Annotated in this window: 13 protein-coding genes, 6 tRNA genes and 1 rRNA gene; all 20 read right to left on the reverse strand. The window is 45.8% G+C overall.

What is annotated here, in order from left to right; genetic code table 11:
• Positions 1–66: 66 nt before the first annotated feature.
• Positions 67–1,680: a phosphoenolpyruvate carboxykinase (ATP) gene (gene pckA, locus G588_RS0106805; RefSeq protein ID WP_022778013.1), complete on the reverse strand. Its 1,614-nt coding sequence runs from the start codon at positions 1,678–1,680 to the stop codon at positions 67–69.
• A gap of 257 nt (positions 1,681–1,937) precedes the next feature.
• A complete protein-coding gene (locus G588_RS0106810; RefSeq protein WP_022778014.1) occupies positions 1,938–3,242 on the reverse strand; it encodes a glycoside hydrolase family 27 protein in 1,305 nt (434 codons plus the stop codon).
• 33 nt (positions 3,243–3,275) lie between these two features.
• A complete protein-coding gene (rsmI, locus tag G588_RS0106815; protein ID WP_022778015.1) occupies positions 3,276–4,130 on the reverse strand; it encodes a 16S rRNA (cytidine(1402)-2'-O)-methyltransferase in 855 nt (284 codons plus the stop codon).
• A gap of 58 nt (positions 4,131–4,188) precedes the next feature.
• Entirely contained in the window at positions 4,189–4,833 is a 645-nt protein-coding gene (locus G588_RS0106820; protein WP_242830345.1) for a tRNA1(Val) (adenine(37)-N6)-methyltransferase, read from the reverse strand.
• A gap of 82 nt (positions 4,834–4,915) precedes the next feature.
• Entirely contained in the window at positions 4,916–5,848 is a 933-nt protein-coding gene (locus G588_RS0106825; protein ID WP_022778017.1) for a PSP1 domain-containing protein, read from the reverse strand.
• Positions 5,845–6,891 (reverse strand): DNA polymerase III subunit, encoded by a 1,047-nt coding sequence (locus tag G588_RS0106830; RefSeq protein WP_022778018.1) that lies wholly within the window; start codon positions 6,889–6,891, stop codon positions 5,845–5,847. Before G588_RS0106830 ends, G588_RS0106825 begins: the two co-directional genes overlap by 4 nt.
• Before the next feature lie 102 nt (positions 6,892–6,993).
• Positions 6,994–7,434, reverse strand: a complete 441-nt coding sequence (locus G588_RS0106835) for a YaaR family protein (RefSeq protein WP_022778019.1) — start codon at positions 7,432–7,434, stop codon at positions 6,994–6,996.
• A 46-nt stretch (positions 7,435–7,480) separates the two neighbouring features.
• Positions 7,481–8,527, reverse strand: coding sequence for a hypothetical protein (locus tag G588_RS0106840; RefSeq protein ID WP_022778020.1), 1,047 nt, complete (start codon positions 8,525–8,527; stop codon positions 7,481–7,483).
• A 326-nt stretch (positions 8,528–8,853) separates the two neighbouring features.
• Positions 8,854–9,444 carry a guanylate kinase gene (locus G588_RS0106845; RefSeq protein WP_022778021.1) on the reverse strand — a complete coding sequence of 197 codons (591 nt, stop codon included), beginning with the start codon at positions 9,442–9,444 and terminating at the stop codon, positions 8,854–8,856.
• Positions 9,445–9,528: 84 nt separating this feature from the next.
• Positions 9,529–10,938, reverse strand: coding sequence for a pyruvate kinase (pyk, locus tag G588_RS0106850; RefSeq protein ID WP_022778022.1), 1,410 nt, complete (start codon positions 10,936–10,938; stop codon positions 9,529–9,531).
• A gap of 83 nt (positions 10,939–11,021) precedes the next feature.
• The gene (locus G588_RS0106855; protein ID WP_022778023.1) at positions 11,022–12,596 is read right to left on the reverse strand and encodes an aminotransferase class I/II-fold pyridoxal phosphate-dependent enzyme; all 1,575 of its coding nucleotides are present in this window, start codon (positions 12,594–12,596) and stop codon (positions 11,022–11,024) included.
• A complete protein-coding gene (locus G588_RS0106860) occupies positions 12,589–13,182 on the reverse strand; it encodes an HD domain-containing protein (RefSeq protein ID WP_022778024.1) in 594 nt (197 codons plus the stop codon). The genes G588_RS0106855 and G588_RS0106860 overlap by 8 nt, the downstream gene beginning before the upstream one ends.
• Before the next feature lie 105 nt (positions 13,183–13,287).
• On the reverse strand, positions 13,288–15,192 hold the full coding sequence (locus G588_RS0106865; protein ID WP_022778025.1) for a M3 family metallopeptidase: 1,905 nt from the start codon (positions 15,190–15,192) through the stop codon (positions 13,288–13,290).
• Between the two features lie 109 nt (positions 15,193–15,301).
• Positions 15,302–15,374, reverse strand: a tRNA-Phe gene (locus G588_RS0106870).
• 6 nt (positions 15,375–15,380) lie between these two features.
• Positions 15,381–15,454: transfer RNA gene (locus G588_RS0106875), tRNA-Met, on the reverse strand.
• 60 nt (positions 15,455–15,514) lie between these two features.
• A tRNA-Tyr gene (locus tag G588_RS0106880) sits at positions 15,515–15,596 on the reverse strand.
• Positions 15,597–15,600: 4 nt separating this feature from the next.
• A tRNA-Thr gene (locus G588_RS0106885) sits at positions 15,601–15,673 on the reverse strand.
• 34 nt (positions 15,674–15,707) lie between these two features.
• Positions 15,708–15,780 (reverse strand) — tRNA-Val (locus tag G588_RS0106890).
• Positions 15,781–15,811: 31 nt separating this feature from the next.
• Positions 15,812–15,885, reverse strand: a tRNA-Asp gene (locus G588_RS0106895).
• Positions 15,886–15,965: 80 nt separating this feature from the next.
• Positions 15,966–16,237 (reverse strand): 23S ribosomal RNA (locus G588_RS0106900); the annotation flags it as partial.

A 16,237-nucleotide genomic window follows, 5' to 3' on the forward strand; every position in this document is an offset into this window, starting at 1 on the left:
AAGGGATGGTCTCCCGAAGGAAACCATCCCCTGATAATCATATTATTCTAAGCACAGGCTCTTAAATCAAAGCTTGGGGCCTGCTGCAACAAGTGCCTTACCGGCATCGTTGCCTTCATATTTCTTGAAGTTCTTGATGAATCTCTCAGCAAGATCCTTAGCCTTTGTCTCCCACTCGGAAGCATCAGCGTATGTATCACGAGGATCAAGGATTGCAGGATCAACTCCGGGAAGAGATGTAGGAACTTCGAAATCGAAGATCGGGATCTTCTTGGTCTCAGCCTTGAGAACGTCGCCGTTAAGGATTGCATCGATGATTCCACGAGTATCCTTGATGGAGATTCTCTTGCCTGTGCCGTTCCAACCTGTGTTTACAAGGTAAGCCTTAGCTCCGCTCTTCTGCATCTTCTTAACGAGCTCCTCACCGTACTTTGTAGGATGAAGCTCAAGGAATGCCTGTCCGAAGCAAGCTGAGAATGTAGGTGTAGGCTCTGTGATTCCTCTCTCTGTTCCTGCAAGCTTAGCTGTGAAGCCTGAAAGGAAGTAGTACTGTGTCTGCTCAGGTGTCAGAATTGATACAGGAGGAAGTACTCCGAACGCATCAGCTGAAAGGAAGATAACGTTCTTAGCAGCAGGGCCTGAAGATGTAGGATTAACATTAAGAACAATGTTCTTGATGTGGTTGATAGGATAAGATACACGAGTGTTCTCTGTAACGCTCTTATCATCAAAGTCGATCTTGCCGTCTGCAGCTACAGTTACGTTCTCAAGAAGAGCATCTCTCTTGATAGCGTTGTAGATATCAGGCTCAGACTCCTTGTCAAGACCGATAACCTTAGCATAGCAGCCGCCCTCGAAGTTGAATACTCCGTTGTCGTCCCAGCCGTGCTCGTCATCACCGATGAGAAGTCTCTTAGGATCTGTAGAAAGTGTTGTCTTACCTGTTCCTGAAAGGCCGAAGAATACAGCTGTGTTCTTACCTTCCATATCTGTGTTAGCTGAGCAGTGCATGGAAGCCATGCCCTTAAGAGGAAGGTAATAATTCATCATTGAGAACATACCCTTCTTCATCTCTCCGCCGTACCATGTATTGATGATAACCTGCTCACGGCTTGTGATGTTGAATGCTACGCAGGTCTCTGAATTAAGACCAAGTGCCTGATAGTCATCAACCTTAGCCTTGGAAGCGTTATAAACTACGAAATCAGGCTTGAACTCTGCAAGCTCTGCATCTGTAGGCTGGATGAACATGTTCTTGATGAAGTGAGCCTGCCAAGCAACCTCTACGATGAAACGAACTGCCATACGGGAATCCTTGTTAGCTCCGCAGAAAGCGTCAACTACAAAGAGTCTCTTGTTGCAAAGCTCTTTCTTTGCAATGTCCTTAACCTTAGCCCAAACTTCTTCGCTCATAGGGTGGTTGTCGTTCTTGTACTCGTCAGAAGTCCACCAAACAGTATCCTTTGAGTTAGCATCCATTACGATATACTTATCTTTAGGTGAACGACCTGTGTAGATACCTGTCATAACGTTTACTGCGCCAAGCTCTGTGTCAACACCTACCTCATATCCTGTAAGATCTGGCTTCTTCTCTTCTTCGTAAAGAAGCTCATATGAAGGGTTGTAAACCAGCTCGGTTGTGCCTGTGATGCCATACTGAGTTAAATCAATGTTTGCCATTCTGTGACCTCTTTTCTTTAAATATTTTTTGCGCAAATAGTCTGATATTATCAGTTTGCAGTTAATAAATTGAATAATATGCAGAAAATTCGCAGATACACTGTTAAAAGTTGGGCCAAATTGAGCCCACTACTACATTTATACTACAAAGGCAAGATTTTCACAAGAATTTCAGGGCAAATTTGTATAAAATAACTGTAAATTTCCCTATTTGAGAATTCATTCTCATTTTCCCGCAATAATCTTTAACTCACGCCTTATTCTGATATTCCTAGCTCATAGCAAAGTACAGAATGCGGTTTGAGCTCAGCCTGGGTCTTATTCTTTAAGGTAAGGCCCTCTCCGGTCCATATATTTGCAGCAGGAAGCTCGTTCTTTGCCTTGATCTCCAGATCCTTGAATCTTATCTTGAACTTCTTCTTTTCCTCACTGATGTTAAAGAAAGCCACATAGGCCTTTTTCCCATCCTTGGACAGGCTCTTCCAGACAACCAGATCATCCTCCCTGGATATCTGCCTTGCCTTCCTTCCGTAGCGGTGCATATCAAGAAGCCTTGTATTGGTCATAAGCTCCAGGGTGAAGTCATCGTTCTCTCTCATCTCACCGCCAAACATCAGGGGCGATCTGAACATGCACCACAGCGTCATGAGAACTCTCTGCTCATCCTTGGTAAAAGAGGTATAGTGACCTCCGCCTTCTTTTTCTATAAGACAGAGCTTGCCAAGAGGCAACATATCACAGTCAGGCCAGTGGTCCTTGCAGCCGATACCTTCCCAGGCATGGCACCTTTCGAACATCCCATAGAGATGTTCCCACTTATCCCAGAAATCATCGGTCATTCTCCACATGTTTGCATTTTCCAGAAGGAAGTCCTTCTGATCCACTCTTGCCGGGCCCGGTGAAAGACTGAGAACCATGGGCCTTCCGCAGTTCTCAATGGCCTTTTTGATCATGGCGATCTCAGAAAAACCTGCTCCGGGAGCCTCCGGTCCCACATCAACCCTTGCGATATCGTCAACCTTTACATAGTCAACGCCCCACTCGGCGTACATTTCAAAAATGGAATTATAGTATTCCTGCGCTCCCATTACAGAAGCGTCAACTCCGTACATATCTGTATTCCACATGCAGATGGAACCGGTCTGGGCGATATCCCTGGCTGTTGCTGTTGTCCCCAGTAAGTGCGTATTCCTATGCACTGCCTGCCTTGGAATTCCTCTCATAATGTGGATTCCGAACTTAAGCCCCATATCGTGAATTTCCTTGGCGATAGGTCCAAACCCCTTGCCCCCTGCCGAAGAAGGAAATCTGTTCACTGCAGGGATAAGTCTTGAATACTCATCCATCTCAAGCTCGGTGAACTTGTGATACCAGTGGGAATCCGCTGTGGGTTCATACCACTGAATGTCACACACCACATATTCCCAGCCGAATTCCTTAAGGTGCTCTGCCATGTATCTGGCATTTCCAAGAAGCTGCTCCTCATTGACGCTTGCTCCGTAGCAATCCCAGCTGTTCCACCCCATGGGTGGTCTTTTTGCCACATAAGTCTTTTCTGCCATAATGCCCTCCAACCTTGCCAAAACTATTCGTCTTTACTTCTCACTCTCAAGAAGTGCCTGATAGATCTCCCTTTTGCCGACTCCTCTGTCTGCTGCCACCTTCTTCATGGCATCCTTATGAGATATCCCCTGATCTTCATAGATCTTCATGTGCTCCTCTATACTCATCTCCTGCCAGGAGAGCTGCTTTTCCGCGTCCTGCTCCTCCAGGCTCTTCCCCTCAATTACAAGGACATACTCGCCTCTTGGTTCATTTTGTTCGTAAAAAGCTATGGCTGCAGCGATAGTTGTCGGATTAGCCTCCTCAAATTTCTTGGTCAGCTCCCTGCATATGGTAATTCGCCTGTCACCAAGAGCCTCATAGAGGTCTCTCAGCACCGCCTTCAGATGATGGGGCGCCTCATAGACAATTATCGTCCTGCTCTCATCCTTAAGATCCTCCAGGATTCTCTTCCTTACCTTCTTATCCTCCTGGGATGGTAAAAAACCTTCGAAGCAGAATCTCCTTGTGCTAAGTCCCGAAAGTGTCAGCGCAGTGATACATGCCGCAGGTCCCGGAAGGGAAGTTACGGTTATTCCTGCCTTGTGGCACTCTGCCACCAGAACTTCACCGGGATCAGATATGGCAGGAGTTCCCGCATCAGTGATGAGGGCGACATTGGTGCCTTCCTGCATCTTCTGAATAAGCCACTGTGCCTTGTCATACTTGTTATACTCATGATAACTGGTCATCTCAGTATGAATATCAAAGTGATTCAGAAGCTTTATGCTGTTTCTTGTGTCCTCCGCAGCGATCAGATCAACTTCCTTCAAAGTCTCAAGAACTCTGAAGGTCATGTCGTCCAGATTTCCGATTGGAGTTGCACAAAGATATAATTTACCCTGCATATTTTCTCTTTCTATAAAAACACATAATAATTAACAACGATAACATGATAAATCTGTATTAATAGCCATAAATGTCATAGATCTCGGGAGTATATTTCCCCGGCTCTTCATAGATGATAAGCGGCTTTTCCACTGTAATGCGGCTCTTTCCGCCTCGTGCTCCCTCGATCAGCACCATGCTGGGCTCTTTGTCCACAAAAGGATAAACAAGCTGCATCCTCTTGGGTTCCACCTTGTACTCATGCATCAGCACCATGATCTCTGCCAGTCTGAAGGGCCTGTGGACCATATAAAACTTACCTCCGCTTTTAAGACATCTGGCTGCTGCCGAAATGACATCCTCCAGATCGCACAGTATCTCATGTCTTGCGATGGCCTTGGGCGCATCGGGATTTTGCAGCCCGTGTCCTCCTATCATGTAGGGAGGATTGCTTGTTACAACGTCAAAAGAGGCAGCATCAAATAAATGTCCTGCCTCCTTGATATCGCCGTTAACTATTTTCACTTTGTCCTGAAGGTCGTTAAGAAGAACGCTTCTTCTTGCCATGTCAGCGCTTTCTTCCTGAATCTCAAGACCGATCAGTTCACTGGCGGGCGTCTTGGCCGCCATAAGTATGGGAATAATGCCGGTTCCGGTGCCAAGGTCCAGTACTCTCCCGTCCTCGGGAGCTGAGGCAAAGCCTGACAGCAAAACCGCATCCATTCCAAAACAGAATCTCTCAGGATCCTGTATGATCTTATATCCGTTTCTCTGAAGATCGTCCAGTCGCTCTGTGCTCTTTAGCTCAATTGTCGCCAAGCTTTGACTTTCCTTCCTGTTTCTCAATCTTCTCCAGGGCCTCAAGTTCCTTCATCTCCTCGGCTTCCTGGGCACTCTTCTTACCATTGTTCTTTTTCTTCTGCTTCTTCTTGAAGAATTCGATGTCCTCGAGCTTGTACTCGTGAACTTCCTTCTCATCGTCCACTTCAACAAGGATCTTCAGGGTCTGACGAAGGATATTAACACTTGATACCTCGCCCTCAAGTCCGTCCTTAGCCTTGCAGAAATCGCCGATTCCGGGCATCTTGCGGTTAAGCTCCTCGTATACATCCTCTTCGTTCTTGAGGCAGCACATAAGTCTTCCGCATACTCCGGAGATCTTGGTGGGATTAAGGGAAAGGCTCTGCTCCTTGGCCATCTTGATTGATACAGGCACGAAGTCTGAAAGATATGAATGGCAGCACAGTGGTCTGCCGCAGATGCCGTAGCCACCGATTATCTTGGTCTCATCCCTTACACCGATCTGGCGAAGCTCGATTCTGGTCTTGAATACAGAAGCCAGATCTTTTACCAGCTCTCTGAAATCTATTCTGCCGTCGGCAGTGAAATAAAAGAGAATCTTGTTGTTATCAAAGGTATACTCAGCATCAATGAGCTTCATATCAAGATTGTGCTTCTTGATCTTCTCGAGACAGATTCTGAAGGCTTCCTTCTCCTTCTCTCTGTTGCTTCTCTCCTGCTCATCGTCCTTGGTGCTGGCTGTTCTGAGGACTGTCTTAAGGGGCTTGATAACCTCTTCGTCCTCAATGTCTCTGGGCTCGCCCACTACTGTTCCGTACTCAACACCTCTTGCGGTCTCTACAATAACGTGGTCACCCTTTTTGATCTCATACTTACCCGGTGAAAAGAAATATATCTTTCCGGCGGATCTGAATCTTACGCCGATAACTCTTGTCATAAACACTCCTTAATGCCCAGAAGCATCAGCTCCAGAGCTAAATCTATGTTAACATTGGAACTAATGCGATTCTTCGCAGTTTCCATGTTCTTAATAATACGATCTATCCCCTCGTAGCTGATAGTTTTCGTAACACTACTAATATACGATACCTTGTCGGTGAAAATCAAGTGAACATCCTCTCCTGTAGCCTTATAAACCAGCATGTCACGAAACAGGAACAGGAGCACATCCATGAAGTCCTCAAGCGCAACCAGGTCGATACCCTTTTTGGCCGTCTTGGAATCTTCCTCCTCCGGCTCCAGAATGGCGTGGACTCTGTTCATGATGTCATATATCTCAAGGTTCTTAAGCTTCCCCACCAGCTCTATGGTCTCGTTCTTGAGATTCTCAAACCTCTCGTTGGAGGCAAGACTGATGGCCTTACCCACATTTCCCCTGGCAAAAGAGGCACATACCATGGCCTTGTAATCCACAATCTTACAGGTCTCCATCAGGAATTTTGTAATGGCTTCGTCCCTGGCGGGTTTCATGGGAAGCACTATGCATCTACTTATGATAGTGGGCAGGAATGCATTGATGTTATTGGTAAGAATTATCATTACGATATAGGCCGGAGGCTCTTCCAGGGTTTTCAAAAGAGCGTTCTGGGCCGCTACGGTCATTTTTTCCCCTTCAGGAATAATGTAGATCTTATAATCACTCTCATAGGGGCGTATGACAACGTCATCACGAAGTTTCTCCCTGATGTCATCAACACCTATGCTGTTTGGCTTATCGTGGGTAATTGTGATGATATCCGGATGGTTCTCGGAAAGTGCCTTGATGCAGGAGGGACACTCATTACAGGCCTCGATATAATCGCCTTCATCCTTCCTGTGCTGGCACTGAAGTGCCTTGGCAAAGATCCTTGCAATATACTCTTTGCCCGCCTCATTCTCCCCTGAGATGATATACGCATGGGATACCTTGCCGGTCTTAAGAGCATTCTGCATATGCTCCTTCATCTGCTGTTGATCTATGATATCAGAAAAATCTGCCATTTCGCCTCTTCTCCTTAATGGACGCTATCATAATCTGTATTGTTCGAAAAGGTTGGCAGATTATTAGGGCTTCCACCAAGAAGTCCCTATGCTATGGGCCTATCAGGTAAAGATATCCAATAGGAGCCCCTGTATCTGTCCTATTTTAGCCAGGATGGCTATATTGTCCTTCTCATCCTTAACAAGTTCCCGGGCCAGAGCATCCAGTTCATCGTCCACCTGCCTGATGATGCCGTAGACTCTGTGACGCCCTCTCCTGTCCAGAAAGTTCTCTCTGGAAAACTCATGGGACCTTGTTACCACTTCATTCAAAAAGTCCTTGATAAGTATCCGATACCTCTGCATATCCTTGATGTCGTTTTTCTTGGAAATGCGGTCTCCCTGCTGGATAATATCCTGAAGCATCAGATTAAGACGCTCCGCAAGGCCTGTATCCTCAAGCTTACTTGTGAGCACAAATTTAAAATCCCCTGTGGCCTCCTGAACCTGCTCCGGAGCCTGGGGCTGATTGGTAGGTGTGATACCGCTTATCTTAATATCCATAAACCGCCCTCCAAATCAACGTGCTACCTCTAGTTATTATACCACATTAGTCCTTGATAACATGCAGTGTGTTCATCATATACATGAAACGTCGTCCGGTGCCTTCAGCCCCCTCAATATTGTAGTGGGCAGTGCCTACTATAGTGCCCTCTCCGTCGGGAATAATATACACCTTCTGCAGATGCTCAGGCATTGTCTGACCGCCTACATTGGCTGATGCGTCAATCCTTGTGCAGGGACCGGCATTGTCCAGCTCATAGATGTCAGTGCTGATCTCATACTCTTTTGACAGCTCCTCACTTATGGAGGCAACCACAGCATCCGCGCTCTCAGCCCAGTACTCTATCTCCAGGTAATCCTCGGGATTGCTGGCATCGTCATAAACGCTGATAAAACATTCTCCCTCCGCACTGCTGTATCTTGTGTAAAACTCATACTCGTAGTCAATCTCGAAGCCCAGAGTCCTGCTAACGGCATGCTCATACTGTACCTTCTCCTCCATGCCCTCAAGAATTATGGTACCCTCATATCGCTCTCCATCTGCTCTGGAAAAAAGCTCTTTTGTCCCTTCAGCATCTTTCGCAGAATCTGCCGTCTTATTCATGTAATCCTTAACATTAAAAAACTCTTCTGTTCGCTGCTCCTCATCAATTATCCCGGGAACCAGCTCAGTTCCGTATGTATCTCCTGTCTTCGGGTCCACATAATAGCGGCTCTGTGCCCCGGTGTAAGACCTGAACAGCACAACTATCTCCCCCTGTTCACCATCGTAAACCTCAAAATAGGTGGTGTAGTCCTCGGAATCAAGCATTCCCTCCAGATCCGAATTATTTTCAAAGCAGTAGTTCTTAATTGCCTCAAGGGCCTGGTCCTTGGTGATTGCTCCTTCCGTAGAGATATCCTGAGTCTGATCAGAAGTTTTTTCCTCTGACGTCTTGTTCTCCTCGGTAGTCCCTCCATTAGCGGTCTGCTGCCCGCTATCTGCCACAGGAATCAGCTCTTTCACAAGTCCGGTCGCATTTTCTTTTTCTGCGCCACAGCCTGCCAGCGCAATAACTACACCGCAGGTAGCTACAATAAGTCTTTTTTTCAAATTTCCCCCTCTTTTCTATTTTGAAACTATTATCATTTTATTATAAAGCATAAATTGCACTATAAGCCTTTGTTTATGTTTTTTCAGCAGAAACTGTTATGCTCACATTTGCAAATTTTGGTCGATAATTACAAAAAAGAATGTCGCTTGCGACATTCTCGCGCCGAGCGCGGTTGCTGAAGGCAACATATTCCTATCGCGCGAGTGCGCATCCATAGCGGAGCTCTTTTTATGATATAGGAATTTCGGAGAAATTTCCTATATCATAAAAAATAAAGCTGTGCTCCGGAGTGATATTCAACTCCATTGCACAGCTTTTTCGTTATTTATAAATAGCTTTTGATATACTCTGTAATTTCTTGTATGCAGCTCTCGATCTCTGCATTATTGAAGAACCTCTTTGTTACGCCGGCTTCGGCGATCTTCTCCTCAGAGAAATCCTCCTCATCTGCAAGAAAACGTCTGCACATCTCATCGTACTTAGGGTGCTCCTGCTTTTCTTCCCTGTGCATAGCTCTTTCAAGTCGAATCTTCGCATCCACATCTATAAGAAGCGGAACCACATTTTCCTGCTTAAAGTAGTCTCTGAATGAACAGTAGGACTCCAATGTTCCGATGACAAGATAATTGCCTGATGAGAGATCAATCTGTCCGTCATCAGCAGTAAAGTAACGCCATGGTCCATAATTGGTATGGTAGGTACGCTCCTCAATTATCTTTTTTGCAGCCTTGAGAGCCTGATACTCATCCTCAGTCTTGAAGAAGTACTGAACCCCATCAGTCTCTCCATCTCTCATAGGCCTTGTGGTGTACGGAACCACCATCTTAAGTGCCAGCTCTTCATCCTTTATCAGGGACTTGTATATCGTGTCCTTGCCGGATGTGCTTTTTCCCATTAAAAGAAATATCTTCCCCATAATCGAAATTCCTTTATATATCCATTAATTTAACCAAATGATGAAGGTAATATCTTCCCCCATATCTCCATCATCAATTCAATATCAGAGTTCTTCCACTCTGATCATATTTGTTCTGCCCGGAATTCCAAGAGGCACTCCTGCTGTGAGAACCACCTTGTCGCCGGCCTTAAGATAGCCTGCATTCTTGGCTGAGTTGATAGCCTCTCTGAAGAGCTCGTCAGCTGTATCCTCCTGTCTGATGTGCAGAGGTGTTACGCCCCACATAAGGTTGGCCTGTCTGCAAACAGTAGGATTGATGGTGCAGGCAATGATCTGGCAGTTTGGCTTGTATTTGGAAACCATGCTGGCAGTAAAGCCTGACATCGTTACTGTAAGAATAGCATCTGCATTGAGCTCAGCTGCAATATTGCAGGTAGCGTGTGAAATAGCTGTAGTTGCATCGATAGGTGCGTAGTCTCTCTTGTGAAGTCTTCCTACGTAGTCGATGTCAGCCTCTGTACGCTCAGCAATTCTTGCCATGGTCTTAACCGCCTCAACAGGATAATCTCCTGAAGCAGTCTCACCTGAGAGCATGATTGCTGTTGTTCCGTCGTAAATAGCGTTGGCAACGTCAGTAACCTCAGCTCTTGTCGGACGGGGATGATGGATCATGGAATCCAGCATCTGGGTAGCAGTGATAACGTACTTACCCTCAGACTCAGCGAGCTTGATCATCTCCTTCTGGATAACAGGTACGTCCTCAAAAGGAACCTCAACACCCATGTCACCTCTGGCAACCATGATTCCGTCTGCCTCTTTGAGGATGTCCTTAAGGTTGTTGATACCCTGCATGCTCTCGATCTTGGCAATGATCTTCATCTGGCTGTTCTTTTCCTTAAGGATCTCTCTGATATCAAGAACATCCTGTCTGGTTCTTACGAAAGAAGCAGCTACAAAGTCAAATCCCTGCTCACAGCCAAAAATAATATCGCTCTTATCCTGCTCTGAAAGATAAGGCATTGTGAGCTCCGCACCGGGAACATTTACGCCCTTCTTATCTGATACAGGTCCGCCGTTAACTACTGTGCAGACGATATCCTCGCCTGTTACTTCATCGACTCTAAGCTCGATAAGACCATCATCGATAAGAATAGTATTTCCGCTCTTAACGTCGCTTGGAAGCTGCTTGTAAGTGATGGAAACTTCCGTTTTTGTTCCGAGGATCTCTCTTGTAGTAAGAGTAAACTTCTGACCTGACTCAAGCTCTTCCTTGTGATTCTCAAAGTCCTTAAGTCTTATCTCAGGTCCCTTGGTATCAAGCATTACTGCCACAGGAAGCTCAAGCTCGTCGCGAAGCTTCTTGATTCTGTCGTATTTTCTCTTGTGCTCCTCATGTGAGCCGTGTGAAAAGTTAAATCTTGCTACGTTCATACCTGCCAGCATGATCTCTCTGAGCTTCTCCTCGCTCTCGCTGGCAGGTCCAATAGTACAAATAATCTTGGTCTTACGCATATTAATCCTTCCTGAAAAAAAATAAATCACCCAATACTCAGTTTTTTGCTAAGACCCGTAATGAGCATGTCTCTATGCTCGCACTAGTATCTTAATACCTGCAACGTGGCCTTACCGTCATCAGATACTTCCACGCCCTGCAGGTTCATCTCCCTGCTGAGGTATCCCTTTAATTCACGGATCATCTCTTCTGAAACGATCTCTCCCGGCGCAAGAAGCGGTATCCCGGGTGGATACAGATTAACAAAATCTCCCGAAATCCTGCCGGATGCCTTCTCTAAAACAACCTTCTCCTTCACTGCGTCCCAGGCCTTATACAGCGGTTCTGCAACTTTTGGCAAAGAGACTGTCGTACACCTGCCGTCAACATTGCCGCTATCGCCGGAATCTTCTTTGCCGGAAACATTGGTCCCCGGTTCCTTGGCGATTAATCGAGCATCAATATCCTTAATTGCCTCAATTAGCCTGTCTATGCCTGCCTCCTTATCCCACCCCGAGATAATGGCCAAAGCATAGTAATTTCCTGACATTTCAAGTTGCAGTGAATATTCCTCGCGTAGTATATCATAAAGTTCCTTGCCTGTCATGGCATGTTTGTTTACAAAAATCAGTACTTTTGCGGGGTCTTCTATGTCACTTCTGCCTACAACCTTTAAGATACTGCATTTTTCGCAGGCTTTTTGTATTTTTTCCCTAAAATACAGGAGCCTTGAGAAGAACTCCTCCCCATTTTCCTCAATTTCCTTCATGCACAGATCTATTGAGGACATAAGTACATAAGAAGGACTTGAGGACTGATATACTCGCAAAAAGCGTTTCAGCAGCTCCTTATCAACAAGGTCTCCCCGGACATGTATCAGCGCTGTCTGTGTCATGGAAGGAAGCGTCTTGTGAACACTGTGCACCACAATATCCGCCCCTTGATGCACAGCGCTATCAGGGATTGTGTAACCGTTTTCCCCACTTTCCTTGTTCTTGTTTAGCCCAAAATGCGCTCCGTGAGCAGCATCCACGATAAGAGGGATTCCATATTCGTGGCAGACCTTGGCGATTCCTGCGACATCTGAGCATTTTCCTTCATAGGTCGGGGATGTTATAAACACAGCCTGGATTCCGGAACTTTTACTAATTCCTGCATTTTCACATGATATGTCACCGAAATCAATATTGCCCCCTTGCTTACTGTCAGGTTTTGCCTCTGTGCTGGCAGACATGCTTTCCCCCAGTGCTCTTCTCACATCCTCCGCTGTGTAACTATCAGGAATTCCGTACCTAACGTCCTGCTTATAAGGAAGATAGCTGATATCCAGCCGCCTTAAATACGCAGCATGATAAAAAGATTTATGGCTCCCTCTTGCTGCAAGGATCCTGCCCCCTTCTGTTATTGCCGCGGATACAGCACTAAGAACTCCGCAGCTACTCCCGTTCACAAGAAAATAAGTCTTTTCTGCGCCATAGAGCCTGTTGGCCCTCTCCTCAGCCTCCAGGATTATTCCCTCTTCGTCGTGAAGGTTGTCGTAGCCGTCTATTTCTGTAATATCACATCGAAAAGCACCCTTCATCGGGGTGCTCTCAAGGTTTCTTTTATGTCCCGGCATGTGAAAAGGATACATATCACTGTCGGAGAGTTTAATAAGTTCCCTGTATAACTCAGGCATAATTAACTCTTATCTTTCCCTTCTTAAGCTTAAGTGTCTCAAGTGTGGAAGCATATTTATCTGCCATGCAGACAACCCACGCCTCTCTGCAGCGCGGCGGCTTAACAGTTAACGGCCACATGTGCTTGCGAATTATCTCTTTTTCCCTCTCTGAAAGAGAAAAATCTCTTGTGGCGTTCTTAAGAGCGATTCCCGGATGATAGAATCCATGGAGCTTGGGATGAATATTTCCCGGCGCCTCTCCGTCATGCCAGTCATAGAGGAAATAGTCATGAAGGAGCGCTCCTCTTACCATCTGTCTCTCCTTGGCATTGATGCCAAGCTTTCTGTTGAGCTTGATCGCACACAAAGCAACATGGATACAGTGCTCAAACACCGTAACATTTCCATGCTGAATAAAAGTCTTGAGCGTTAAGAATTTCTCGGAGGAAAGAATATCGGCAGCATGCTTGATCAGCAGCTCCTTGTACTCCTCATCCGCTTCCAGCTCATTTAATATCTCAGGGTCAAAAGCATTCGAATCGTACCCTCTTATATCCAGTACGCGCCTTAAGATCTCGCGCTCTTCTCTATCAAATCTATGCATAACAACTCCGAATAATCATCAAAATTCCGCTTTTTTGCTGTTTACATAATACCATACATTAACTAATAAACAATAAAAAACGAAAAAACTCTTGGTAAAGAATTATTACCTGTTTTTGATCAGTCTTTCGTACTCATCTACAAGCGAAGTGAAGTAAGAAAGCGCATAGTCATAGGTCTCCTCCGACAAAGGATCCACGCCTGCCATTCCAAGAAGCTCTACCGGGGATGCTGAATTTCCTTTTTTCAAAAACTCCACATATTCCTTGGAAGCCCCCTCTTCACCGGAGATTCTCTCAGCAATTGATGCCGCATAAGCCACATCAGCTGCATACTGGTATACGTAATATACGTAGTAAAGATGCGGAATCGAGGCCCACTGATACTTGGAGTCCTCAAAGTACTTAACGCTGTCGCCTCTGTACTCCTTCGTAAGCTCCGCCCACTTATCGCTAAGTTCCTCTGCATCAAGGGCCTGGCCGGACTCCACGATCTTGTACATATAATCCTCAAACTCTGAGTACATCATCTGAGTGAAGAATGTCCCGGCAAACATGTTGATCGCACATTCAAGGTAAAAAAGCTTCTCATCATCAGACTCAGCATTATCCATCATATAGGTGTAATACAGCAGCTCATTAGTGGTGGAAGCCACCTCCTGAGTGAATATTGTAGGATTCTGATAAGCCGCAGGCTGACACTCCGAAGAATACATGTCATAGACCGCATGTCCCATCTCATGGGCAATAGTGCTGACATCATCGGCATATCCCGCATAGTTGAACAAAACCCAAGGGAGATATTCTGAAGAAAGCTTGGTCTCATAGGCTCCTGAATTCTTGTTGTCGGCAGGATACACGTCCACATGACCGCTTGAAATAATCTCCTTAAAATGATCGATGTAGTCATCTCCCAGAACTGATAATGAATCTATAACCTCATCAACGGCTTCGTCATATCCTATCCTGCTCCTGTAATAATATGATACAGGCTGTGACATGTTATAGCTGTATTGCTCAGTAAGTCCAAGCCCCTCCGCATGAAGGTCAAGGTACCTCTGATACTCGGGAATACCCTTGTGCGCCGCATTGATCAGCATATCAAATACAGCCGTATCAAGATCATAATCGGAAAAAGCATCATCCAGCGTTGTTTCCTCATTATTAAGGACCGCTGATGCATAGGCCTGGGAGCAATTCTCCTCAAGGAGGGCTGCAAATGTATTTGCGAAGTTTTTGTATCTGGTCAGATAAGTCTTAATAGCCTCTACCTTGAATTCTTCGCTGTATTTGGAACTTCCCAATATCTTATAGTACAATTCTTCATTCAGTTCCTCTGTGGAACCGTTAGGCATCTTGATCATCGGATAAGGAAGCTCTACATTATCCAAAATATCAAATATATCCTCAGCATATCCCATTCCCATGGAAAGCGTGGATGCCACCAGCTTCTCATCCTCGGAAAGAGGCTCATAGTCCGGATCCACATAATGCCTTAACCAATACTCATTCCCTTTGAAAATGGGGTCAGAGAATATTTCCTTTCTCTCTTCCAGGGAAAGCTCAAAAATCTCCGTATCTGCAAAGCCGCATTTCTGCTGTTCAATTCTGTCCATCTGATCAAGCTTCGCCTGCATGTTCTTAAAGACTGCGTCCGTAGCATCAAGCCCTGTTCCAAGATTAGCATACATCCACAGCTTTCTCTGTATACTTGTAAGCTCTGTAAAATATGCGAAATCAAAATACTCCTTAATTGTCTTGGCGTTATTTAACTTCCCCTTGAATTTATCATAGCCTGAAAGCATGGCCATGGCCTTATCATAGTCCGCCTGCCATTCCTCTTCACTTGCATACACAGACTCAAGATCCCAGGTTACCGGATATTTGCCCTGCTCCTGACTAATAGAATAATCGACACCTGAATTATTTATCAGTCCCTGTCTTCCGCAGGCGGTAAGCATTGTTACAGTAAGTCCCAATGCGATCAGTCTCTTAATAATTCTCTTACTCATAACCAATTACTCCTCAAACAACCGTTTTACTAACAGTCAGTTCCTTAATCATACCATAAATGCTATAAATAAAAAAAATCCCGAACATCTCGGGATTAATAAAAAAAGATGCCTAGAGTCGGAATCGAACCAACGACACGAGGATTTTCAGTCCTCTGCTCTACCAACTGAGCTATCTAGGCACATAGTAGCGGGGACAGGATTTGAACCTATGACCTTCGGGTTATGAGCCCGACGAGCTTCCAGACTGCTCCACCCCGCGTCATTATAAATCCGTACCGCGTACGAATTATATGATTTATTGCTTATTGCAATAAAAAAATGGATGGCGGTGGATTCGAACCACCGAAGCAATTTGCAGCAGATTTACAGTCTGTCCCCTTTGGCCACTCGGGAAGCCATCCATAGAGCCGATGAGCGGACTCGAACCGTTAACCTGCTGATTACAAATCAGCTGCTCTGCCAATTGAGCCACATCGGCTTATACACACACCTATGGTAATGATGTGTATAAGTGGGGCCTACAGGGCTCGAACCTGTGACCCTCTGCTTGTAAGGCAGATGCTCTCCCAGCTGAGCTAAGACCCCGGTCATCGAAATGAATAAATATGAAGTTGAGCGACCCGAAGGGGGTTCGAACCCCTGACCTCCGCCGTGACAGGGCGGCGCTCTAACCAGCTGAGCCACCGGGCCATTTTAGGTTTTGCACCTTCAAAACCGAACACTGAACTATCTTAAATCCATTTTCCCTTTGTTCCTATACCAACTATTCGTTGGATAAGCCCTCGACCTATTAGTACACATCAGCTGAACACGTTACCGTGCTTACACCTTGTGCCTATCTAACCTCATACTCTCTAAGGGGTCTTACTGCTTGCGCATGGGATATCTCATCTTGAGGGGGGCTTCACGCTTAGATGCCTTCAGCGTTTATCCCTTCCGGACGTGGCTACCCAGCCTTATGCATCTGGCGATGCAGCTGATACACCAGCGGTCCGTCCATCCCGGTCCTCTCGTACTAAGGACAGCTCCTCTCAGATATCCT

It is taken from the genome of Butyrivibrio sp. AE3009 (genome assembly GCF_000420845.1).
Classification (GTDB): Bacteria; Bacillota; Clostridia; order Lachnospirales; family Lachnospiraceae; genus Butyrivibrio.